The organism is Arminella tubonensis, assembly GCF_003240585.1.
Lineage (GTDB): Bacteria > Pseudomonadota > Alphaproteobacteria > Rhizobiales > Rhizobiaceae > Rhizobium > Rhizobium tubonense.
On the sequence record NZ_PCDP01000002.1, the window covers coordinates 122938 to 145347 of the forward strand.

Annotated in this window: 21 protein-coding genes and 5 pseudogenes; 14 read left to right on the forward strand and 12 right to left on the reverse strand. The window is 57.9% G+C overall.

All coding sequences use genetic code 11. The annotated features are described in order from the left end of the window. Positions 1–58: 58 nt before the first annotated feature. The 4 genes from CPY51_RS03965 to CPY51_RS03980 all read left to right on the forward strand — a co-directional run bounded on the left by CPY51_RS03965 (position 59) and on the right by CPY51_RS03980 (position 2413). Positions 59–1000 (forward strand): ArdC family protein, encoded by a 942-nt coding sequence (locus CPY51_RS03965; protein WP_420820662.1) that lies wholly within the window; start codon positions 59–61, stop codon positions 998–1000. Positions 1001–1095: 95 nt separating this feature from the next. After that, positions 1096–1341, forward strand: a complete 246-nt coding sequence (locus CPY51_RS03970; protein WP_111158746.1) for a type II toxin-antitoxin system Phd/YefM family antitoxin — start codon at positions 1096–1098, stop codon at positions 1339–1341. Then, positions 1334–1729, forward strand: coding sequence for a hypothetical protein (locus CPY51_RS03975; protein WP_111158747.1), 396 nt, complete (start codon positions 1334–1336; stop codon positions 1727–1729). Before CPY51_RS03970 ends, CPY51_RS03975 begins: the two co-directional genes overlap by 8 nt. Positions 1730–2101: 372 nt before the next feature. Beyond that, positions 2102–2413, forward strand: coding sequence for a DUF736 domain-containing protein (locus CPY51_RS03980; protein ID WP_111158772.1), 312 nt, complete (start codon positions 2102–2104; stop codon positions 2411–2413). A gap of 45 nt (positions 2414–2458) precedes the next feature. Here CPY51_RS03980 and CPY51_RS03985 read toward each other — a convergent pair whose 3' ends face one another. From CPY51_RS03985 to CPY51_RS03995, 3 genes are all read right to left on the reverse strand, one after another. Next, positions 2459–2737: an HU family DNA-binding protein gene (locus tag CPY51_RS03985; protein ID WP_111158748.1), complete on the reverse strand. Its 279-nt coding sequence runs from the start codon at positions 2735–2737 to the stop codon at positions 2459–2461. Continuing rightward, entirely contained in the window at positions 2721–3086 is a 366-nt protein-coding gene (locus tag CPY51_RS03990) for a WGR domain-containing protein (protein ID WP_244598436.1), read from the reverse strand. Before CPY51_RS03990 ends, CPY51_RS03985 begins: the two co-directional genes overlap by 17 nt. 92 nt (positions 3087–3178) lie before the next feature. Further along, positions 3179–4381, reverse strand: coding sequence for a DUF1173 domain-containing protein (locus CPY51_RS03995; protein WP_338049394.1), 1203 nt, complete (start codon positions 4379–4381; stop codon positions 3179–3181). A 271-nt stretch (positions 4382–4652) separates the two neighbouring features. Between CPY51_RS03995 and CPY51_RS04000 the strand changes: the two genes are divergently transcribed. Beyond that, positions 4653–4904: a hypothetical protein gene (locus tag CPY51_RS04000; RefSeq protein WP_146260068.1), complete on the forward strand. Its 252-nt coding sequence runs from the start codon at positions 4653–4655 to the stop codon at positions 4902–4904. Here the strand turns inward: CPY51_RS04000 and CPY51_RS33115 are convergent. Together CPY51_RS33115 and CPY51_RS04010 are read right to left on the reverse strand one after the other, a co-directional pair. Next, positions 4861–5241 (reverse strand): hypothetical protein, encoded by a 381-nt coding sequence (locus tag CPY51_RS33115; RefSeq protein ID WP_111158750.1) that lies wholly within the window; start codon positions 5239–5241, stop codon positions 4861–4863. The genes CPY51_RS04000 and CPY51_RS33115 overlap by 44 nt on opposite strands. Further along, positions 5238–5948, reverse strand: coding sequence for a ParA family protein (locus tag CPY51_RS04010; protein ID WP_111158751.1), 711 nt, complete (start codon positions 5946–5948; stop codon positions 5238–5240). Before CPY51_RS04010 ends, CPY51_RS33115 begins: the two co-directional genes overlap by 4 nt. Before the next feature lie 491 nt (positions 5949–6439). On the opposite strand from CPY51_RS04010, the gene CPY51_RS04015 reads away from it, so the two are divergent. The 4 genes from CPY51_RS04015 (at position 6440) to CPY51_RS04025 (ending at position 10720) form a co-directional block, all read left to right on the forward strand. Then, positions 6440–6850 (forward strand): plasmid mobilization protein, encoded by a 411-nt coding sequence (locus tag CPY51_RS04015; protein WP_195909416.1) that lies wholly within the window; start codon positions 6440–6442, stop codon positions 6848–6850. After that, the gene (locus CPY51_RS04020; protein ID WP_111158752.1) at positions 6850–9012 is read left to right on the forward strand and encodes a conjugal transfer protein TraA; all 2163 of its coding nucleotides are present in this window, start codon (positions 6850–6852) and stop codon (positions 9010–9012) included. The genes CPY51_RS04015 and CPY51_RS04020 overlap by 1 nt, the downstream gene beginning before the upstream one ends. Positions 9013–9022: 10 nt before the next feature. Beyond that, the gene (locus CPY51_RS32445; protein WP_154677714.1) at positions 9023–9187 is read left to right on the forward strand and encodes a hypothetical protein; all 165 of its coding nucleotides are present in this window, start codon (positions 9023–9025) and stop codon (positions 9185–9187) included. 663 nt (positions 9188–9850) lie between these two features. Continuing rightward, entirely contained in the window at positions 9851–10720 is an 870-nt protein-coding gene (locus tag CPY51_RS04025; protein WP_111158753.1) for a class II fructose-bisphosphate aldolase, read from the forward strand. A 488-nt stretch (positions 10721–11208) separates the two neighbouring features. On the opposite strand, the gene CPY51_RS04030 is transcribed toward CPY51_RS04025, so the two are convergent. After that, positions 11209–11622, reverse strand: a complete 414-nt coding sequence (locus CPY51_RS04030) for a hypothetical protein (protein WP_111158754.1) — start codon at positions 11620–11622, stop codon at positions 11209–11211. 213 nt (positions 11623–11835) lie between these two features. Between CPY51_RS04030 and CPY51_RS04035 the strand changes: the two are divergent. Beyond that, positions 11836–12411: pseudogene (locus CPY51_RS04035) on the forward strand (hypothetical protein); the annotation flags it as partial. A gap of 401 nt (positions 12412–12812) precedes the next feature. Here CPY51_RS04035 and CPY51_RS04040 read toward each other — a convergent pair. From CPY51_RS04040 to CPY51_RS34190, 4 genes and pseudogenes are all read right to left on the reverse strand, one after another. Continuing rightward, positions 12813–13029, reverse strand: a pseudogene (locus tag CPY51_RS04040) (IS110 family transposase); the annotation flags it as partial. Positions 13030–13047: 18 nt separating this feature from the next. Continuing rightward, positions 13048–13323: a hypothetical protein gene (locus CPY51_RS04045; protein ID WP_111158755.1), complete on the reverse strand. Its 276-nt coding sequence runs from the start codon at positions 13321–13323 to the stop codon at positions 13048–13050. A 153-nt stretch (positions 13324–13476) separates the two neighbouring features. Next, positions 13477–13686 carry a cold-shock protein gene (locus CPY51_RS04050; protein ID WP_111158756.1) on the reverse strand — a complete coding sequence of 70 codons (210 nt, stop codon included), beginning with the start codon at positions 13684–13686 and terminating at the stop codon, positions 13477–13479. A gap of 429 nt (positions 13687–14115) precedes the next feature. Further along, a pseudogene (locus CPY51_RS34190) lies at positions 14116–14220 on the reverse strand (IS110 family RNA-guided transposase); the annotation flags it as partial. 331 nt (positions 14221–14551) lie between these two features. Here CPY51_RS34190 and CPY51_RS04060 point away from each other — a divergent pair. Next, complete coding sequence (locus CPY51_RS04060; protein WP_111158758.1) at positions 14552–15253, forward strand: alpha/beta fold hydrolase; 702 nt, start codon at positions 14552–14554, stop codon at positions 15251–15253. A gap of 498 nt (positions 15254–15751) precedes the next feature. Here the strand turns inward: CPY51_RS04060 and CPY51_RS33125 are convergent, their stop codons facing one another. Next, entirely contained in the window at positions 15752–15916 is a 165-nt protein-coding gene (locus CPY51_RS33125) for a TetR/AcrR family transcriptional regulator (protein WP_244598426.1), read from the reverse strand. A gap of 495 nt (positions 15917–16411) precedes the next feature. Then, positions 16412–16531: pseudogene (locus CPY51_RS33980) on the reverse strand (NADH-quinone oxidoreductase subunit B); the annotation flags it as partial. An 817-nt stretch (positions 16532–17348) separates the two neighbouring features. Between CPY51_RS33980 and CPY51_RS04070 the strand changes: the two are divergent. The 3 genes and pseudogenes from CPY51_RS04070 to CPY51_RS04085 all read left to right on the forward strand — a co-directional run bounded on the left by CPY51_RS04070 (position 17349) and on the right by CPY51_RS04085 (position 22125). Further along, positions 17349–18418 (forward strand): annotated as a pseudogene (locus CPY51_RS04070) (YihY/virulence factor BrkB family protein). 1236 nt (positions 18419–19654) lie between these two features. Then, the gene (locus CPY51_RS04080; protein WP_111158760.1) at positions 19655–21097 is read left to right on the forward strand and encodes an ATPase domain-containing protein; all 1443 of its coding nucleotides are present in this window, start codon (positions 19655–19657) and stop codon (positions 21095–21097) included. Then, on the forward strand, positions 21094–22125 hold the full coding sequence (locus CPY51_RS04085) for a sensor histidine kinase (RefSeq protein ID WP_111158761.1): 1032 nt from the start codon (positions 21094–21096) through the stop codon (positions 22123–22125). The genes CPY51_RS04080 and CPY51_RS04085 overlap by 4 nt, the downstream gene beginning before the upstream one ends. The last annotated feature ends 285 nt before the right edge of the window (positions 22126–22410 follow it).

Below are 22410 nucleotides of genomic sequence, written 5' to 3' on the forward strand. Positions count from 1 at the left end.
TCCTCGACCACCGTGACGAACCGCGAAGGGCGCGGTTCGCAAATTGAGGAATAGGATGATGATGAAGGCGATTAAGAATGCCGAGGCGAACACCGGGCCACGCGTGGACGTCTATGTCCGGATCACCGATAAGATCATTGCGGCGCTCGACGAGGGCGTACTCCCATGGGTCCAACCCTGGAGCGCGAAACATCTGAAAGGTCGCGTTTCGAGGCCATTGCGCCATAGCGGCGAACCCTATTCAGGCATCAATGTCCTGCTGCTATGGTCGGAAGCGATGACCCGCGGATATGCCTCGTCGACATGGATGACGTTTCGCCAGGCCCTGGAACTCGGCGCCTGCGTGAGAAAGGGCGAGACGGGCTCGATGGTGGTCTACGCCAATCGCATCAGCAGGACCGAGACCGACGGCGCGGGCCAAGAGGTCGAACGGGACATCCCCTTTCTTAAGGTCTACGCTGTCTTCAATGTCGAGCAGATCGATGGTCTAGCCGAAAGCTACGGCCTTGCGGCCAACGACGTTATCGTAGACCAGGTCGACAGGATCGCTCACGCCGATACGTTTTTTGCCGCCACCGGCGCCGTTATTCGACACGGCGGTGTCAAGGCTTTTTATGCGCCAGGTCCGGACGTCATTCAGATGCCACCGATCGAAACGTTCCGGGATGTGGAAAGCTACTATGCAACGCTTGCCCATGAAGAAATTCACTGGGCAGGCGCTACCCACCGCCTCAATCGGGATCTTTCCAGATATGCGAAAGATCGCACTGAGCGTGCACGCGAAGAACTGATCGCCGAACTCGGGGCTGCTTTTCTCGCCGCCGATCTCGGGATCGTGCCGGAGCTGGAGCCCCGTCCGGACCATGCGAGCTATCTGGCCTCGTGGCTGGAGGTGCTACACAATGACAAACGTTTCATGGTCCGGGCCGCCGCCCAGGCACAACGGGCCGTGGCTTATCTCCATGATCTTCAGCCTGACGTTCGACGGAAAGTGGCCTGATGGTCGCTGCCTCTGCGTTCTGGCAGGCAGTATCTCACTTGCCTGAAGTACGTAAAATACGTATTGTAGGTAGTTAGCAACGGAGACGAACTGTCATGAAGCAATTTACGTTCTCAGACATGAACCGCGCCTCGGGTGAAATACTTGAGGCAGCCTTGGTCGAGCCGGTTACCCTGACGAAGCGTGGCAAGGACAAGCTCGTCATTATGACGGTTGACCAATACAGCAGGCTGATCGGTCGTTCGCACACTCAGGCCTACAATCTGATGAATGCACCGCATGACGTCCACCAGGAGCTTATGACTGGCCTCGACGATATTCTCGGGTCCGACAATGCTTGAGCCGGGTCAGGTCGTCCGGTTTTTCTATTTGTGGAGCCGCCAGCCGGCGGCTGGCGAAGAGTCCGGCCGCAAGGCGAGGCCCGTTTGTGTCGTCGTGCGAACCGCGGTTGTGCCCGGCGCTGTGTTTCTGTTCCCCATCTCGTCGCAAATGCCCGGACCTGATCGGCCGCCTCTTGCCATCAGCCAGGTGGAGTGCCGTCGCGCTGGGCTGGATTTCCCCTGCTGGATCATTCTCGACGAGTATAATCGGGTTGAGCTCGACAAGGCGTATGATCTCGAGACCACCGTACCGCTTGGCAGTTTCAGTCCTGCCTTTCTCAAGGCCATCGCCAACACCGTCAAACAGGCGGCTGCGAGCCGAAAGCTTGGCGGTATTGTGCGGTCCTGATGACACGAACCTGCCTCGACGGGGAGGGGGTAACCTCGCGTGGCTGGCAGCATCGGGTCTGGTGAACGCCTCGACCCGCCACTGTATTTCCTTCAAACTTGGACAAGGCACACCCACGGCGGTCTCGATGAGGCATGTCTGACCGAAGACCGCCTCACTGTGTTCGGCTCGATCAGCATCCGCAACGGCCGGCTCGTTTTCTTCCCCTGGTCGCTCAGGCGCCCATTCCTCGCGAGACAAGAACGCCTCGGCCCATGGCCGTCCTCCACTTCGTTGCGGCCTTACAGGTGCGGGCCGATCGTCCCCGGTCTGATCGACAGCCATCGAGACCGCGATGGGCGCGGCCCGAGCAACCTGAAAAGGAATACGACAGTGGCAACCATCGGCTCTTTCACCGCTTCCGAAGCCGGCTTCACCGGCACCATCAAGACCCTCAACCTCAACGTCAAAGCCAAGATCGTCCGGGTCGAACGCTCCTCAGAAGACTCCCCCGATTTTCGGGTCCTGGCCGGCAATGTCGAGTTCGGGGCCGGGTGGCAGAAGCAGGCCCGCGAAACCGAGCGTGACTACATCTCGGTCAAGCTCGACGACCCGAGCTTTCCGGCTCCGATTTATGCGACGCTCACCGAAGTCCAGGGACAGGAGGGCCTGCAGCTCATCTGGTCGCGCAACACCCGCCGCTGAACATACAACAAAGCCCCGCTCACACCGAGCGGGGCTTTTCTCGTGTCATTTGTTGAGCGCATCCTTCAACGCCTTGGCTGGCGTGAACGCCAGCTTCCGGGCGGCGGCGACCTTGATGGTCGCGCCGGTCGAGGGGCTACGCGCGTCGCGCTCCGGCGTTTCCTTGACTTTAAACTTGCCGAACCCGGGCAAGCTGGTTTCGTTGCCGGCAATTGCTGCCTCGGTGATCGAGGCGATGACCGCCTCAACGACCGCCTTGCCCTGAGCCTTCGTCAGGCCGTGTTGACCGGCAACCTTGTCCGCAATTTCATTCGTTGTCGTCATAAAAGCTCTCCGCATGTTCTTCAATGCCGGAATCTCTACAGCCATTCCGGCCGTTGTCATCGCGTTGCTGTGGCAGGAAGAGCCAAGTTTCCCGGATTTCCACAGTTTGCGCGGGGTCGGTAGCCCTTTTTAGGTTTCTGAGCGGCCAGTTAAGGAAAAGACTGACGGCCTGACGCTCGTCTTGAAACAGATGAATAGTCTGTTGGCCGCGGCACCCGATGCGGCCCCAACTGCGCAATAGCGAGGCATCGCCCAACAATGTCGGCCGGATCGACAAAGCATAATACCGCGCCATGTTCCTGGCGGCATCGATGCGCTCGACGTAGAGATGATAAGGCTGGGCGATCATTGCCACAGGATCGCCTGCTGGCGGCTCCGCGTCCAACGGGAGTTTGGAATCGGTCGGCGGTAACCGATTCACGATCGTGATGAGACGCCACGTCACCCGATGGGCAAAGGCGGCATCTCTCCTTCGGAAACACGCCAGACCCAGCGCTCGACATCAGGCCGTGCCGCGATCATTTCAATCAAAGCCGCCTCAAACCTCACGTCAGCATCCGGCGGCACGATGTAGAACGCTGCAGGTGATGGGCGACGATGCGGAAGGGTGGCCGCGGCGATTGGCTGTGTCGATGACAAGTTAAAACGTAGGCCCTTCACGCTTTTCACGCCAAGCCGCGCCAGGCTCTCGACCAATCGTTGCTCATAGGCGTTTTCGACGGGCAGCCATTGTTCAGTCACCGCCATCAATGTGATCTCGTCGATCGCCGCAATGCCCGACTGCGTCAGGCCAAATGTCGCAGTGACCACGAGATGGAACCGGTCGTTTGCCTGCCACAGCTCCAGCTCGGCGGCGTAACGGGACTGGAGACGGCGCCAGGTACTATCCTCGATCATCAGCGGAAAGCCCGGCATGTGCTTGACGACGACCTTCTGGCCGCTTCGCGCCGAGGCAAAATCCTTCACCTCACCAACCAGCAGCATCAACTTGCGCGGCCCCGACGCTGGCGCGTGTAGGTCAGCCAATGAAAGCGCCCGCCTTTGCTCGATCCCCGCCTTGTCCTCCGACCGGAAAGTCTCCGGGATGAACAGGAGCTCGGTGAGTGCTGCGCCCTTGACCGTCATGGTCGCTGCGGCGTCGAGGAGGTGGTTTCGCACTTGATACCAATGCCGCTTGCCGGCCCAGTGGGCCGTCCATTCGGTCAAGCCGCCCTGATGCCAGAGGTAATGAAGCAGCGCACGCAGCGACAGTTTCCCGGTCTCGTTCTTGACTGGCCCTTCATTTACGCCCGCTGCGCCCGCAGCCTTCTGCGCCCCGCGCTTCGACAGTGAAAAGTCGAGTTTGAGCACTGCCATGCCGTTTGCGGGATCGAGCTGGATCGCCGCGCCGATCAATGGCCCGAGGCCCGACAGCTCGTAGGGTGGCTCGTAGGACTGACATTCCGGATCATGATTGCCACCCGATAGCGGCATGCGCTTGATGACAAGTTGCTCGCCAATCCGAGCGATATACATCGGGACACCGCGCTCCGAGCACAGGCACACCGGGCGTTGTCGCATGCGGTAGGCCTCGGCTAACCGAGCACCAAAGGCTGGATCTTCTTCTTCCACCGTCGCCTGACCAATCTGATAACGCCTGATCACAGTGTCCCTTTCTGCTGCGGCTTATCAGTATGCCGCAGTTTCGAAAATTGGTGCCTCAAGAGACAAACCCTGGCTGTTGAGATGCGCAATTGTGGGCTCAAGGAAAATGCCGCCTCAAGGTCGGGCGGCCCCTCCGATTTTGCCTCCACGATGCTCCGAAAAAACCGGGTTCTCCCCACGCCGGCTCCGCCGGTCGCTAACGCGAACCTTCACCCGTCATTCTCCTTGAGCCGTGCCGATTTCATCTTTCACAAACGTCAAGGAGGCGAAGATGACGATCGAACAACACATCGAAGAACTGCGTGCCGAACTCCGCAATGCACCCGCCCTCGAAGAGCGTCGGCAGATCAAAGCCGAGCTGAACGCCGCCACCGAAGAACTCGCCGTTCTCCTGAAGTACCTGCCTCCCACTAGGAGGCATTTCGCCATGGCGTTCGCTAACGTCGCCAGATCGACCGGCGCCATAACCGCTGACAGGCTCAATACGCATTCTCCGACAGATAAAACTCCAGCGCTGCCTTGACGACCGCCGTCATTTTCAGATCGTTTTCCGAGGCCGCGCGCTGCAGCCGGGCTTTGAGCTCGTAGTCCAAAGCGATGTTGATGTAAAATTTAACGTTACGCTGTTTCGACCGTTTCAGATTTTTGAGACTGGAACGCACGTCCTCCTGCGCGATGGCTCGTGCCTCAGCCGTCTCCCGTCGTTGGTTCTCATTTGGTTTCGACAGCATTGGTGCAGGCGCTTTTTTTGTTGATACAGGCGCGGCAGACGTGGCCGCATCGGACGGCGGTTCCGGCTTCCGCTCTGGTCTGCGGGGCGCGATCGACAAATCTGTCAGGCCAAGCCCTGCCTTGCTCATACCGCGCCCTCAGCCCGCTCGGACGTCCTGTGTCGTTCGATCTCGTCTACAAGCGTCTGGACCTCAATCCTCGCCTTGCGCACCGGGTCGGTCAGCGCCTGCATCTGCAACGTGCCCAAGCCATTTTGGATCTCGCGGTAGATGTTGCGCTCGAACAACTCGGTGTCGAGCAACTGCGTTCGATAGTCCCCCGCGATCAAGCCGGCAACAAACGGCCTGATATAGCGATAGGCTTCGAGATTGCGCCCTGGTATCGAAATGCGGGTGCGCACATTGATATGGTCGATTGAAAGACCGAACCGGTCGTTGATCTCGTTGACGGTGGCGACAGCCTGCCCTGCCGCCTCGAGTTCCTTGATCGCAGGCTGGATCGGAGAAATTACAAGCTCCGCCGACCGGATGATGGTGGTCTGCAAAGAGCTGTCCACCCCTGGCGCGTCAATGATGACGAGGTCGAATGCACGGCCGATATTGTCGAATGCCTGCTCGATGGATCGCTGCGTTGCCGCCAGCGTCACCTCAATACCGTCCGGCAGATTGCTCTTCTCCGCACAAAGCCGCCACCATCCGGATAGATTCTGCCTGTTGTCCGCGTCGATCAGCAAAACACGTTCCCCGCGCAGTGCATACTCACCGCCGATCAATGTCACGAGCGTCGTCTTTCCAGCACCGCCCTTATTGCTTACCGCAGCATAGGTCCTTGTCATTGGCTCGCCTTCGTATCGAGGTGATGATGGAAAGCATTCTGCCTTGAGTGTGACGCCAAGAGCAAGCAAAAAATGAATATATCATATTCATATGTGTCTGATGTCTGTGCGCTGCAAATGCACGAGGGCCTACAGTGTGGAATATATTCCATACTCAATAAATGCAGCACTCGGACACTCTGCAAAAATGCCGTGCTTGGACATGGCGACAATCACTACATTCATACAAAACAAATAATTACAGCATACATGGCGCGCATCTGAGGTGTCTAACATCCTGTCTGTTCGATGCATTCAGCTATGGGTCCGAAGCATTCAGTTCAAGAGAGGTTGCCGATTTCCGAATCGGTCGCGATCTCATGGGCTTATCAAAATGTTACTGAATCGGTAGTGGTGGTTTGGCAGGATACGCAAAATTGTGATACAAATTTGCTGGCTATCGACGGACAGGCCATCGATGAGACCTGCGGTCGGCTTTTTAGGAGCGTCCGATGAGCGAGATTTCGGAGATTGAGACGGTCACGGTGATCGCCAATGAGCGCAAGTCAAAGGTGGTTCACGCCAGGTTCGGCGTGACAGAAATCAGCATGATCGAGAAGGCAGCGAAAGCAGCCGGCCTGACAGTCTCAGCATTCATTCGGTCGCTGACGCTAGAGGGGGCAGGCGTGCGTCCGTTCTTGACGGACTCGGATCTTGCAATCCTTGGATTGCTGCTCGCCGAGGTCAGGGCCATCGGCGTGAACCTCAATCAATTCGCACGGGCGGCAAACCGAAGGAAGCAAGGCCGCCCGGAAGAGGAGAGGGTGGTGATCAACGATGTTCATCGCGCCGTCGCCGCCCTGCTGCTGGAGCTGAAAGCATTTGCCGAGCGTGGCGCTCGAACCCGTAGCCGGAAAAGCTGATGGAAATCTTTCTTGGAGCGTTCGCCACAGAATGGCAGCAGCGCAGGGCGGCATTCCTCCATGATCTGTCACTCGGGCGGCGTCGGGTGCCAGACGACGATGAAAGGCGTCGCCGGGGCGGCTCTGTTGCCACGCCAGGGGCGGCAGGAAAGAGGACGCGCTTTTCATCCGGGACTGCTAATTTGACGTCGGCCGGAAGAGCGGCAGGGCAACGCAGTGCCGATCGACCGATGCGGGCAAGGTTTGCGGGGCTTGCCTCCGGTAGTCAGCCGACGGTCGTCAAGATGGCGTCGTTCAGTGGCGGCGGGCGATTGGGGGCGATGATAAACTATGTCTCCCGCAATGGCGCCGTCGTGGTCGAGAACGAACGCGGCGATCAACTCCGAGGTCGCGACCAACTTTCGACCGTAGCAACCGAGTGGGATCATCTCCTGAAGAACCGCACTGAGAGCAGGGATATCGGCCAGTTCAAGATCGCCGTCGAGGACCGCCTGATTGATAGCAGAAACCTGCTCGAGCGCGCACGGACGATCGTCAAAGACGGGCTCGGCGACCGCGCATTCGCAATCGCCGTGTCCGAGCGCCCCGATGGATCCGGCTTTGATATCGATGGCGTTACTGTGCTGCGGAGCGGGCAGGGCGAAAGGCTGACCGCCGACGCCAAGGCGACGGATATCGTTCAAGGGCGGATCGATAAGGGTCAAAACGGCGCAAGCGGTACAGACTTCCAATTTACCGGCTATGGCAACGGCACCGACTACGGTACGAGCCGGCTGCGCTCGCTCGTGGAAAAACATGAGGGTGCCGTCCAAGACCAGGAGGGCCGAGCGATTGCGGACGGCAAGCGCGCCGGTGATCTTGTCCAGCAGGATTGGCGCAATCAACTCCACAGCCGCAAGCCGCGCGATGTCATGCACCTGATCCTGTCGGCACGCGCCGGCACCGATGCTGTGGCCTTCCAGGATGCGGCCCGTGATTTTCTGGGGAGCCAATTTGCGAACCATCGATACGTGTTTTCGCTTCACGAGGTCTCCAGCGATCCGAAGGCTGAGGACGCCGGCGGCAAGCGTCCCCATGTCCATGTGCATGCGATCGTTGCCATGCGCTCGGACGCCGGTGATCGGCTCGAAACGACGATTGCGACCTTTCGCCAGTGGCGCCTCAACATGGCTGAAAAGGCACGGGCGCAGGGCCTTAATATGGAGATGACCGATCGGCGTGATCGCGCCAGCCCCGCTAGCTATTCGAAAAATAAGGTTCGCCCGATGAACATGATCGGTCGCACTCAACATGAGGGGACGAGCGATGGGGCGCAAAGTCGCTATGATGCAAAGCGACGTGATGAGCCAAGTCCCGCGACGACGACATCCGGACAAGCCTATATGCTGGCTGCCCGACGAGAATGGCAGGACCAGAGCAACACCAGGCTCTCCCGGCTCAGTCAGGATTTTGCCACTGCGCAGCTCATGCGCCTTAATGAAGGTAGGGCGCCTGCTGAGCAAGGGGTAGCCGCTTATGGCGAACAGCCAAATACAGGCTCGCAATTCCGATCACACTTGGTAAGGTTGGCTGCGCTTGTTTCGGAGACTGATGATATGCGGCACATGACGCGACCAGAGTTTGAAGCTTACGAAAAGCGCGTCGAGGCGGCGCTCTTCCAGGCAGGGCGTGTGATGCCGCCAGAAGAACGGAAAGACTTCGAGGAGATCGCCGCCGCGGCACGTGATCACGTCAATGTTCGACGCGAACTCGTGAAGGTCACCGAGGAAAGAACCGCTCCCGGAATAGCCGATCAAAGAATTTCCGAGGCGCCTCGCGAAGAACGGGACAACGGACACGAGGTCGACGATGAGCTGAAGACCGCTTTGCAAGCAATCGAGAGAGAACGACAAAGCACAGAACGCGAAAGGACTGGGCGGGTTGGCCCCCGCGATCCAATGCCTCATCAGCGAAGCGATGCATCAACCCGGCCCCGTGAACCAACTACCGAGGCGCGGCAACCGCAGAGCGACAGCGAGCCCCAGCGACGCGACGATCCTGACGAGCAGACCGGCGATACCTCCAGAAGTGACCCAGCCAGACAGCACGTCCCGCGGCTAGAGGAAATGGAGCGGGAAGCCGAACAGCGGCATCAACGCGAGCGCGACGAACGAGAGCGATAGGAGATGTTCGATGCATGAGGGCAGAACACGCGTCTTGGTCGTTAAGGACGATTCAAAAGCCAACCAGGGATGGGCTAAGGTATTCGGTACCGTGTTCGTCATCGTCAGGGCGCTTGCAGTGGTCGATCACAAACTGACATCCCCGCGCGCTACGATCGCGGCATGGTTCAGGTAAAACCGTGCTTCGCCCGGTCACGGAGTCGCGACGTGCGAAGATATGCATTAAGCAGATGAGGTGTTGGCGATGTCGCGGCCGCACGAGCTTGGCGGGGTTGCGCTCGGTAGAGCTTCGTGTCCGAGAATGCCCACTTCTCAGCAGTTCAGCTACTTCATCACAGTCTTTTGTCGCAGCGCCTGTCTCGATCTTCTGGCCTGATGCAGAGCCCGGCAATCTCCAATGCACAGGGCTGGTTCGGCAGGCTGCTCAACCGGCGGGCGATGCGGTCGGCTCACCTTCATTGCGTTCGGCTGTTTCGTTGGCTTCATCCTGGCACAAGGGCGCCCTCATCGTTCCTCCCATCATCGCCGCCATGCCGAGAGCCCAAAACCCGGGGTCGCCGGGAAAGTGGAGGCCGTTTTACCGGGTCCAGCCTTCGTTTAGACCGCCAAAGATGATTCCGCCACTCTGCCGACTTGGCTGGGCATCCCTCGCTTGCGTCATACACTTGGCCTTGCGCGCTGGGGCACTTCTCGATCGAGATCCTATCGAACGTTGGTTTTCTTCTCCGAAAACCTTTTGCTCTCCATTGTCATCCGCATTTTTGAGTTTTAGATCATGGTTTGTAAAAATTGGCCCTCATGAGACGGCTATGGACCATCGAGTTAATGGAGGTGTCGCATGGAAACCTTTCGCGAAATCCTGCAGACGGCTGAGTCCCGCGGCGTGGCGATCGGCCATTTTAATGTCGCCGATCTCACGTTGATAAAGGCTGTCTTTAACGCCTCACAGGAGCTGCAGGTGCCAGTAGTGGTCGGCGCGTCCGAGGGGGAGAGAAAGTTCTTTGGAACAACGCAGCTGGCTGCTGTTGTAAGGAGCCTCAGGGACCAGTTCGATTGGCCGATTTTCCTGAACGCGGACCACACTCGCTCACTGGCCAGCGCTCTTGAGGCCGTGAATGCCGGATTCGATTCCGTGGTTTTCGATTTGTCCGCCCTTCCATTCGAAGAGAACATCAGACAAACCAAAGAAGCTATCGAGGTGCTTAAGTCCGCGAATCCATCAATTCTGATCGAGGGCGAGATCGGGGATATTGGGACAGGTTCGGAAATCCATCAGAATATGGAGATTTCCGAACAGGTCTTAACGACAGCGTCCGAGGCAAGACATTTTGTCGAATCCACCGGGGTTGATATCCTCGCGCCGGCTGTCGGAAATGCCCATGGCATGCTGCAGAGTATGGTGGATGGCGAGACGAAGAAACATCTTCGGATTGATCGAATTCAGGAAATCAAGGCGGCAACCAACGTCTTTTTGACTCTGCATGGGGGGTCGGGAACGGCAGACGCTGACTTGGAGCAGGCGGTAAAAGCCGGCATCAACGTCGTGCACATCAACACGGAACTGCGTGTCGCGTGGCGGAGGGGACTGGAGGAAGGATTGGCGAAACAGAAATCGGAAGTGATCCCCTACAAAATACTCCCGGCTGCGGTAGAGTCGGTGCAACGGGTCGTGCATTCAAGGCTAAGGCTGCTCAATAACTTGCATTAGGGGTTCTACCTTCCAAGCTGATGCGAGCTCGCTCTGACAGTTCATAACAATCGCTCGAAAGGGGCAACGGTTCGCGGTTGTAGGCCCGTGCTGCTTTCATCAATCACTCAGCGCGGCTGGAACTCTCCCACGACCGTCGATATGGCATACGACACCGGTTTGGTTTGATATGACTGGGTGGTCGCCTAGCAGTTTGTCGACGTCATGCAAGATGGCATATACCGTTGTCTTCCGGATGCACGCCAACCAGACTGCGCGATCAGGAGTATGGAAATTCGCAACGGTAAACAGAATCCCGTCGAGTGCGCCAATCATATAAACAAGCCGTGCTTGCTCCGGTCCCTCCAGTCTTTTGTGGCCGGGGTGAAGATCACTGCGGCGTCATATAAACGGTGCACAGCCGGCTCATCTCAGGGCGCAGGTCGAAGTCCCGGCACAGTATCCGCTACGCCTCGTTCATCACGAATTTGTGTGCTCACCCATTCAGGTCAGAACCGGTCACGAGCGCGATCGTAGAGACCGCGAACCTCATCGAGCGCACTGTCGTAGCGCGAACGCGAGGGCGTGGTCCGAAGTGCGGCGACCGCAAAGGCGAACGCACCTGCGAAGGCCGCCACCACCACCAACGCCGACACGGGATAGAGCTTCACGGCCGCTTCAGTCTGCCATGCCGCCTGTCGTGTGCCGCGTTTTGCCGCCTGTGCGGCGTCCGTCACCTGTTGCCGAAGGACGCCGAGCTGCTTGCGAAGCGCTTCCAGCTCTACGCGAGGATCGTGGTCGGGCTGTGGAGGGATGCCGACCGACGCCGCGTTGACATCTACGATCGCCTTCGGAATTGGTTCGCCGATTTTCGTGGCGGAGCGTTCCAGCTTCGCGGTATCGGTTAACTTGCGAGGTGGCATGACAAACCTCCAGTGATTGATCTTCTGCATTAGAAGTGGAGTATCGGCAACGCAAGACAAGAGCGGCGAACGAACGACCGGTCGAGCCAATATCCTCCGAGGTAATTTTCAAGCTGCCATCGAGACCAGCGTGCGGGTCAACTCGCGAACGTCGTAGGGCATGGAGAAAAAAAAGACGCCGCGTTACGGCAAACTGGAGCGCGAAGGCCCCGCTTCATTAGTTGGGCACTTGCAACTCTATTCGTGGCCGGGTTCCTCGCCTCCTCTCTAACGTCCCTAGCGGGTGTAGGCGCGAGCGCTGTCGGCACTGCTACGGTTGCGGCAGGCGCGGTCGGAACTGCCGCCGTGGCGACTTCGGGTCCCGATCGTTCGACATCGTACTTCACGGACGCCCTTCTGCGCCCCGAACGGGCGAGCGCCCGTACAGGAAGCGACGACGGCGCGGCGACAGCCGAAATCTCCCGCATCCTCCTTCAGGGCGCCGCAAACGGGCAGGTCCCGGACGGCGACAAGACCTACATCGCAAGTATTGTTTCCGCCCGGACGGGGCTCGCCGAGGCGGATGCCCGTGCTAGGGTGAACACGGTTCTGAAGCAGATCGACGATGCGAAGGCTGCGGCGAAACAAGTAGCGGACAAGGCGCGCAAGGCCGCGGCAATGTCCGCGCTTGTCGGTTCGATTTCCCTGCTGGTGGGAGCATTTATCGCATCCGCATCCGCTGCTCTCGGTGGCAGGCAGCGTGACGAGGAAGAAGATCTGCTGATAACGACGCAGGGTCGGGTGATCTAGGAAGTATCAACAAGGCAAGCGTAGCCGCCACTGGCAGCCACAGTTGTTTTCACCTTTTCCTAACGCCAACTATCGCGCCAGATCGTTGCGGAACTGAATTATCCACAATGGCATGTCGAGTGTGAATGCGACGCCCAACGGTCCGAACAAGATCTCAAACGTCAGCACTCGTGCGATATGTTCTAGAACCGATCCGACTGGCCGCGGGGTCTGCAGCTAGCAGCTTGTCCGCCATTTAAAACGGGTTGGTCCGCAGGACAGAGCACCACGAATCGTCGTTCGCTCCCAATCTGTATCCAATATCATAACCCGGAACAGACACGCCCGCGCGCTTGACGGGAAACTTCGGGCGGTTGCGAAATTTCGATAGGCTGCCCGGTGGGATGTGGCAGCGATGGGTCCTTTACCCGGACTGCTTTGTAGAAGCCCGCTTCGGCCAAATGGGCCAAGCCATCCGCGTCACTGGCGTCGGTCTTGTTGAGCGTCTCGTCCAAGACCTTCTGCGGTGCCGCGCTTCGATGCAGATTGCTGGACCCCTTCGGCCGTTGGCGCATGACAGAACCATGTCGATAACGGTCCTGTCTCGAATACAACGCGCTTGGCGGGCGGGGCGTGTTTGCACGGGAACAGCCGTGTTCAGACCTTGTCAAAAGTGAACGACGTCAAAAGCGTTGTAACGAAGTTACTAGCCTTTTCCTTGACGAGAATTTCCGTCCACTCATCGGTTCCCCGAAGCATTAGCCCGGTATAGATACTATCGACCGCAGCCTCTTCAATACGCTTGATGTGCGCATGAAACGTGGTTTCATCCCCGGATTTATAGATGTCGCGGACGACCATGCGTAAGATTTCCTGGATGGCAATCTGCCAGGCGGTATTGATCGCCTGCAATTCGTTAGCTTGATCCGTCATCAGATCCTCCTGTCATAGCGCTCGTTGCCGGTCAGCCTGTGCTGTCTTGTCATGAGGCAAAAAAAAGGCCAGGCAATCTGCCTGACCCGGGTTGGTGATTTGCTTTCGACAGTGCCAGTACATCCGTGGTCAATGGAAAGCAGCAGAAACTGATTAAGCAGCCTGGAGATTGCCGGCCGACATCTTGCCCGATTTGTTGTCGCGCTCGAGTTCGTAGGCGATCTTCTGGCCTTCGACGATTTCGCGCATTCCGGCGCGCTCGACGGCTGAAATGTGAACGAAGGCGTCGGCGCCGCCGTTATCAGGCTGAATGAAGCCGAAGCCCTTGGTGGAATTGAACCATTTAACTGTGCCAGTGGTCATGATGAACCCTCTCATAGCAATAAGAAACGACCGCCACGCGAACGCGCTGCGGATGATGATAGCGATTGTTTTAAAGGGAGGGTTCGTTCAGGGCGGAGTGCTAATCGCGCAATAACCAAAGCTCAGCAAGAAAATATCGTCACGACCTCACTAGGCCCTTTACTGGCCCGCGTCAACTCCTCGTTCTTATGACGTTATTTATTCGATCATGACATGTCTTCGGCGGCGACGCTTCAGGGCGAGTGATAGCATCACGGTGCTGGTCGTTGGGACGAAGTTTTTATCCGCATGAACATCCCGGTTCTTTTGTAGGACGAGGGATTGGTCGTCCATGAAGCTGCAAACGCGAACGAGGCGATCGCCATTTTGAACGCCGATCCTAAGATCAGGGTCATGTTCACCGACTTCGACATGCCGGGCACGAGGAGCTCGCGACAATTTCTTCCCAAACTTCAGCTCCCCCGTCATCGACGCCCCATGGATCTGAAAAACCGTCTTTGCCAAATCCACCCCGATCATTGTATCTTTCGTCACGGTTGCCGTCCTTTCCGCTCAGTGGCTGTAAACACCACTATCCTGGCACATTGCGATGCCGTCTGGGGAGGGCGGCACCCCGCTCTATCTTTCAATTGACGATCTGCCGATCCCTGTGCGGGTAACAAGTCATTCACCGAAAGACTTGCCGCACGGGGAAATATGCGGCTTCGCCGCCGCCGTGGCTGCGCTTGACTATCCAATCTGACCAGAGACGCCGCCTAATAGGACGATCCGGTCTAATGATCTTCGAAAGAAGCCGTGGGGACTTCAACGGCTTCCAACGGACGTTTCCGCAATCAACTAAGTCCAACCAGAAGGAGAAGGTAAAATGCCTACAGCACCCAAGCTTACCGTCGTGTTCTGCCATGGCATTTGGGCTGATGGCTCATGCTTCAGCAAAGTAATCCCCGCATTGCAGGCGGACGGGCACGAAGTTATCGCAGTTCAATATGGACTGGACTCTTTTGAAGAGGATTTGGCGACGGTGAAGCGCACGCTTAACCGTGTCGGGAGTCCTGTTCTCCTCGTCGGTCATTCCTACGGCGGAGCCACCATCACGGCATCCGGCGTTGATGAGCGCGTGGTTGGCCTGGTCTACATTGCAGCGGTCGCACCAGATGCGGGCGAGACCGTACAGGACCAGCTCGATAAGTATCCATCGGATATCTTCTCTCGCGTCGAGGTCGCCGATGGGCGCGCCTGGATGCTTCCGAACGGCACCGAGTTCTTCGCCGGAGACCTCTCCGAGGAAGAGCAGAAGCTCATATGGGCGACCCACTATGCGCCCGTCTACGATCTTTTTCACCAACAGAAGCTCAGCGCCGACAATATAGCGTGGCGGTCGAAGCCGAGCTGGTACGTCCTGGCGACGCAAGACCACACTGTACATCCCAACCTGCAACGCTGGGTCTCGGAGCGTATGGGAGCGACCGTCACTGAGGTGGAGAGCAGCCATGTGCCGATGCTCTCTCACCCCGATGTTGTCATCGACGTCATTCGCCAGGCAGCGGCCGCGGTTCAAAACGGCTAACGACTACCGCCAACTGTCCGACAGATCGAGAGAGGCTGCCATGGACGGCCTCCCTCGCCTATGCGAATACCGCGTGGAAAGATAGGGGCGCAAATAGGATGTCGGGTGATAGCGCGAGGCGGCCTTCCGATAGCTTGTCAACGCTCGGGCACTGTTACTGGTAGCCTTTAGGGTATGCCATTCGTAAGACGCGCCGAGGACAGAGTGCACGACGCGCAACGGTCTTATGGTCGCGGACGCCGATATTTCCCGCACTGTGGCGATAGAAGGTAGGTCGACGAGCCAGCCGAGCGCAGACATGAGGCCAAACAGGTCGTCTCCAGTCATATCACTGCGCGCCGTCCCTCCGCCTGAGCATGGGACAACAGTCGCGCACTCGCGGCGTGCAGCGCGGCGCATGAAGCATCAAGAGCGGAGTCCGGGTTCGTATGGGCAGCCGCCATCAGGGCGACGACGCCTTGTGGCTTTGGGTGAATGCGATCCACGCGCGAAAGCAGATCAGGAGCGCTTCGTAGGTGGCGTCGACGTTTCAAGTTTACCTGCCCTCTGTGTCAATACGTCCAGCTTCGTCCGTAGCAACGCTTCGAACAAATCCTCCCGCCTCGGGAAATGGTGCGGCAGTGTGGTCAATCCAACCCCCGCCCGGCGGGCAATATCGCGCATGGCCTCGGTCCCGCGCTCGATGACGGTCGCTGGTCCAATTATAAACGGATCGATGATCCACTAGATTCAGTGCTTGCGCGTACATGGCAACAGAAACCCAGCCCGCAACACGAAACGAGACGTCACAAAGAATCCCGCAAGGGACACGAACATGAGCACTATCAGCATCATCGGCTCAGGCGGTATGGCGCAGGCGTCGCCGGCCTTGCCGTAAAAGCAGGACACGCCATAGAGGTGATGGCTCGCGACGCCCCGCGTTAGACGCTGGCCGATGAGCTCGGCACCGGCGCGACGACAGGTTTTGGCTCTGGCCGGGTCATCGTTATCCTGGCGGTCCCATACTCAGCGGTCTTCGAGGTCGTGAAGCATCACGGCGAGGCGCTGGCAGGCGCCTCGTCGACATCACCCAACCCCATCAAATCCGATCTCCTGGGCTTCTTGACCCCTGAAGACAGTTTGGGCGCAGGAGATCAGGGTCGTCACCGCCAACATGGATATCTTCTTCTGTAGCAGAAGCGCGCCGTAAAGCAGAGTCTCTGCCTTGGGGGGCAGCCAGGCATAGATATCGATTGGCACTACGCGGTCGCAGCAGCGCACTATCGAAGAGGAATAGTGATCCTAATACCAGCGCCCTCGGCCGAACATGCCGCCGCCGCCAATAAGTAGAACTACAACAACGATGATGAGAAGGGTTGTGACACTCAATGTACATCTCCTGGGGGTACCCTGGTCATCTCCACCGCGCTTACCTGCGCGATGCGTTGCACCTGATGGTCCTCCGACCTAGCTCAACGCGTAGAATCGGGTTTGGTTCGATTCGGCTGAATAACCTGTTGCGATGAGATGAGTTCGTCGGTTCTCAACGAACAACGGCAACCTTGCTTGTTCCATGCAGCCCCGCCCGTGTGGCAGACCATCCGATCCCGTCTGCTCGCCCCTGCCGGCGGGCAAGCGCTACCTTCGCCTTGGAGATTGGGACGGCTTCCGCTTCGGCGAAATTCACGCCGAGTGCGGAGGCATACCTTCTTAAGTCGCACCTACTCGTTTCACTCGTCGCTGCAGTCATCACCCGAGCTGTCGTCCGCATTGTCGCCGGAATCAGCGTCAGCCCGCTCGTCCTGTGTCAGGTCCTCCTCGACCGTCGTCTTCCTCGCTCTCTTCGGAAGTTGCGATTTCCGTCGATTCCTCGGAAACATATTCCAGGTGGGATGACGAGCTTTCCGTGGTGCCGGTCTCCCAGCTGGTGCATTCGGAATCGGCCAGCTGCCGCTGCCGGGCCATAACGCTGGCCGGCGATCCGGCTGCAACAGATCCGGTCAGCGTTTACTCTCATTTTCGCGACATCCTTGTCCGTCGAGCGACTCGACGCGACGACAGATTCGCCCGCCTTTATCTGTCGTGGACTAAGATAGTAAGGCGTCGACCCTGCCCTATGAGTATCGCATGGAACATGAGTGGCGTTAAACTGTTTCGCCAAGGACGGATACTCTTAGAGGCGGGCGGAGGCGTGAGCGACCAGGCAGATGGCACCGCGGCGGGCGACGATCTTGGGGAACAGCCAGATCGAGGCCGATCCGCGGACACTCCGAAAGAGATCCCAGCGAGGGGATTGAAGGACGTCCTCTATCGCATCGTCTCTGGGGTGAACGAGGATCGGGTGCCGCTGATTGCGGCCGGCGTGACCTACTATCTGCTTCTTGCCCTTTTTCCTGCGCTCGGGGCGCTGGTTTCGCTATATGGGTTGGTCGCAGATCCAACGACGATCGCGAGCCATATCGGCTTTCTGTGAACGTCTTTCCGCGTGGCTCATTCGATCTCATTCTCAACCAGTTGACCGCTCTCACGCAGCAAAAGGCGGGGTCTCTCGGCTTGGGCTTCATCGCAGGTTTGATCGTGGCGCTTTGGAGCGCCAACAACGGCATTAAGGCACTCTGCGACGCGATGAACGTGGCCTATGAGGAAGACGAGAAACGAGGGTTCATCGTATACAATCTGGTGTCTCTCGCCTTCACGTTCGGAGCAATCGCAATTACCGCTGGACTAATCGTTGCCGTCGGTGTCGTTCCCGCCGTTCTCAAATACTTTTGGCTCGACCGATGGATCGAGCTGCTGACCAGACTTGCTCGTTGGCCTGCGATCCTAGCGCTTGTTCTCCTCGGGGTCGCCACGCTCTATCGATATGGGCCGAGCCGGGAGCGCGCAAAATTGCGCTGGCTCAGCTGGGGCGCGGCGCTCACCACCGTCCTGTGGCTGGTCGCATCCGTTCTGTTCTCGTTCTATCTCGATCATTTCGCCAACTACAATGCAACCTACGGGACGCTTGGCGCGCTCATCGCCTTCATGGTCTGGTTATGGATATTGATGATTATTCTCATCGTCGGCGCCGAAATGAACGCAGAACTCGAACATCAGACCGCCAAGGATTCCACGACGGGATCGCCGTTGCCTATGGGCGGTCGCGGCGCGCATGTGGCGGATACATTGGGCAAAGAGGCAGACTGATTTTCGGAGGGGTCGACATGTCGCCAGGAAACCGGAACTCGAGCCTGCGGCGGAGTTTCAAGCTCGCCAGCCGGGAGCCAGAACATGACCAGCAAAGACGACTCACCCGCGCATTAAACCTCATCGACAAGATTGACTTCTGCATGCTTTCCACCCATCGGGCGAACAGATCAGGGCACGGCCGGGGTAACGAACGCAAGAAGGGCCGGACGATGAGATTGCGGTTCAAGCTATCCCCCTTCCTTGGTTCAGCGCTTCAAACTGCTTCCTCCAGATTGAGCGATTGGGCAGCATCTTCGGCACGATCCACATCGAGGCCGATGAGCAATGCTCCCCGAATATTGGCCACGTCATTGGTGACGGCATCGATTACCGACTATGTGCCGTCGTTGTCTTTCCTTACAAAGTATCGCCGTCGGACCATTGGTGAGAAGATAAAGTAACGGGGCGATTAGACAGCTCCTGCGACACTAAAAATCTGCGCTATTCGCGCTAGTAGGCCGCCATGAGGAATCAATTCTCACTACAGCCCGACTGACTAGGATCTAGCCAGTGAGCTAACGATCGCTTCCTTGGCTGCATTCAGAGCAGCCATAGGGCCGGCCTCAAACGCCTGACGCGCGTGATAAGAAAAAGATCCAGACATCGAGCGGATCGACGGGCCGTCAACGATAACAGCACAGGAGCGAACATTAAGCGGCCCGGCTTCCAACCCTTTCGAGGATATGTATCAATTCACCAATGAATCTGACATGGCAATCCTTTTCGACACGGTTTCGAAGGCAATTGCCGTCAGCTTCCGAGGGAAGGTGATTTATCTTCCAGATCCATATCTTGACCCCAAGGCGGATGTCGCCGCTGGGGAGGAGCGCTGCCGGAGACTTAGATGGCTAGACCCGTCGCGACCGGGCGCGCGCAACAGACTAATACAAGGAGCGAACTTCATCGCATCTGCGCGGCTTTTGTTGGCGTAACAGCGGCAAACCACGGGAAGTTAAGTAGTTTCCATTCCACGGCGTCGAAAAACGTTTCTCTGGGAAAAGGGCATCTTCTGGTCGTGAGGACGCACTGGCACTGAGCGCTCCGGTCCGCTCAGCGGCCCTATCGTCGGCGACGTCGTCACGAACCGCGCTCGACGTCATTGATTGTTTGGGGAGACCGAATATGTTGCCTAGGCATCTTTCAGGTGATGCGGGATTTCCTGAGGGATACGATACAGTTTTTGAAAGACGAGATATGCCAAAACGGAAAACGCCTGCCTTTGTCAGCACAGGTATTGCAGGGCTGAACGAAATCCTGCGCGGCGGCCTGCCAGCATCAAATCTTTATATGCTGCAGGGAGCCCCGGGCGCCGGCAAGACGACGGCCGCGCTCCAGTTCTTGCGCGCAGGGGTGGAGGCAGGGGAAAGCTGCATCTACGTCACGCTGTCGCAGACCGCCGCAGAACTCGAGGCTATCGCTGTTTCGCACGGCTGGACGCTCGATGGCATTCGCGTCGAGGAGTTGGCGACGTCTGGCGCGGTCAACGAAGCCGATGACCAGAGTATATTTCTGACTACAGATCTCCGGCTCGATCAAACGCGAAAGGCGGTCGAGGCGGCGATAGAAGAACATAAACCGAGGCGGCTGGTCTATGATTCCCTTCTGGAGATCCGCCTGATAACCGGTGATTCACCGCGGTTTCGCCGCGAGTTGATCGGGTTCAAGTCCTTTCTTGCCAAGCGCAATGTGGTAGCACTGCTACTGGATACCCAGGTTGCGGGCTATGATCGCAGCGGCGAAGAGGTCGAAGGCCTGGCACATGGGGTGATTCGCTTCGACAAAGCGTTGGAGGAATATGGCGGGGTGCGCCGTCGCGTGGAGGTTTCCAAGATGCGCGGCGTTCCTGTCGCAGAGGGATATCACGACATGGCTATCCGCGAAGGCGAGGGCATCGTGGTCTTCCCACGGATCATGCCAAGCATGGCGTCGGACACGACTAAGCCAGAACTGATCAAGTCCGGAGTCGGAGCGCTTGATGACATGTTTGGTGGCGGCCAAGAGGCGGGAACAACCACGTTGGTCATCGGGCAGTCGGGCACCGGCAAATCGACCATGTCATCGCTCTATGCGACTGCGGCGCTTGAACGCGGTGAAAATGTCGCGTTGTTCCTGTTCGAAGAGAGGCTGGAGACATTCTTCCGGCGCTCCGAAGGCTTGGGGATGCAGCTCAGGCAATTCCACAAGGATGGCAAGCTCATCCTGCGGGATTTCAATCCGAATGAAATCTCGCCCGGCGAGTTCGGCCAGATCGTTCAGGAAGCAGTCACGCAGAGCAAAGCGCGTGTCGTCGTCATCGATAGCCTGACCGGTTATCTGAACTCGCTGCCACACCGGGAAAAAGCGGTTCGCGATATTCAGTCGCTGCTTAAATTCCTTGCCCGCTCTGGCGTGCTCACCATGTTGATCGTCGCCCAGCATGGTCTGATCGGCCAAAACGTGGGCATTGACGTTGACGTCAGCTTTCTCGGCGACACTGTTCTCCTGCTGCGCATCATGGAGCACGAAGGGCGCCTGCGACGAAACATCACTGTGGTCAAAAAGCGCCACGGTCCGCACGACCTCAATATCCAGGAGCTGTTGATCGAGAGTGGCAGCGTTAGTGTGGTTTCCTATAATCCACTACCCGATCCGAAATGAACGTAGCGCCAGGCGAAATCGAACTGGACTGGGTGCTAGTCCTTGCCCCCTTCCGCAAGGACGCCGACTATATCGCCGCGTTCCTGCGTGAGCAAAGGGTGCCCGTCAACCACGTCAGGACAGACAATTTAGCCCATCATCTGTCTTTGTCTCCCGGCGTCATCGTCATTACCCACGAAGCATTGAGCCCGGCGGTCGTCACCGCAATAGGTATACATCTCTCGGCACAGCCTGACTGGTCGGAAGTTCCGATCCTGGTGTTGCTGGAGCGGGCGGCGCCGATCGCTCGCATTCGCAGCCAGCTCGAACGAGCATGGCCGCGCGCCCGTCTCTTGTTTCACACGCGTCCGATCGCGCAGCTGGAGCTCGTCAATGGTATTCAGACGAACCTACTTGTGCGGCTTCGCCAGAAACAAGTGCGTGACGCCATTGATCGTGAGGTGGAGCTGCGACTGGAACTCAATCATCGCATCAAGAATATTCTCGCCAGCGTCGCTTCGATTTTTCAGATGACGCGACGCGGTGCGGCCACTGCAGAGGATTTGGCGGCAGATTTTACCGGTCGGCTGCAAGCCTTATCCAATGTGCATACGGCTGTATTTGAAGCAGGGGGAGAAGAAGTCTCGTTGTCATCTGTCGTCGACCTGACCGTTTCGCCCTATAATAGTGACGGACGTAACCGGATCCACGTGAGTGGCCCAGATGTAGGCGTCAGTCGAAACTCGGCGACGACGATTGCCCTGTGCCTTCACGAGTTGATCACCAACGCCATCAAGTACGGCGCACTTTCTGAAAACGAGGGCAGTGTGGATGTTGCCTGGGCGATCTCGGGAGACGCCGCTCCGGTATTCTCATTGCATTGGGTTGAGCGAGATGGCCCCAAGGTCGCCGAGCCAACCCGACAGGGCTACGGCACGAAGTATGTTCGTTCGGCGCTCAGATCCTTGTTTGGTTCGCCGCCTGAGGTAAGTTTCGATCCGGAAGGTTTTCGATGCGAAGTTGCCGGATCTCTTGAGCGGATGCGGTGACCCTGAACTCCAGGAAAACGCTACCAACCTCTTCAGGCTCAAAGACATCGTTGAATGTGGTCGTCGCGACGGAAGCTCGCCTGCATTCTCTCGCGTTCAAAGAACTATGCGCCTCGGATGCAAACAGATGTGGTCACACGCGGTCAGTGCTTCACATCCGTTGTCTAATTGCGTTCCGTTAGTCAATGCGTTTTGAGCACACGATATCGGCACCATACGGGGGAACACGCAAGGCGGCGTAAGTTAAATGATTGATCGGGCCTCAGCGGCGTTGTTTTCTTCAGA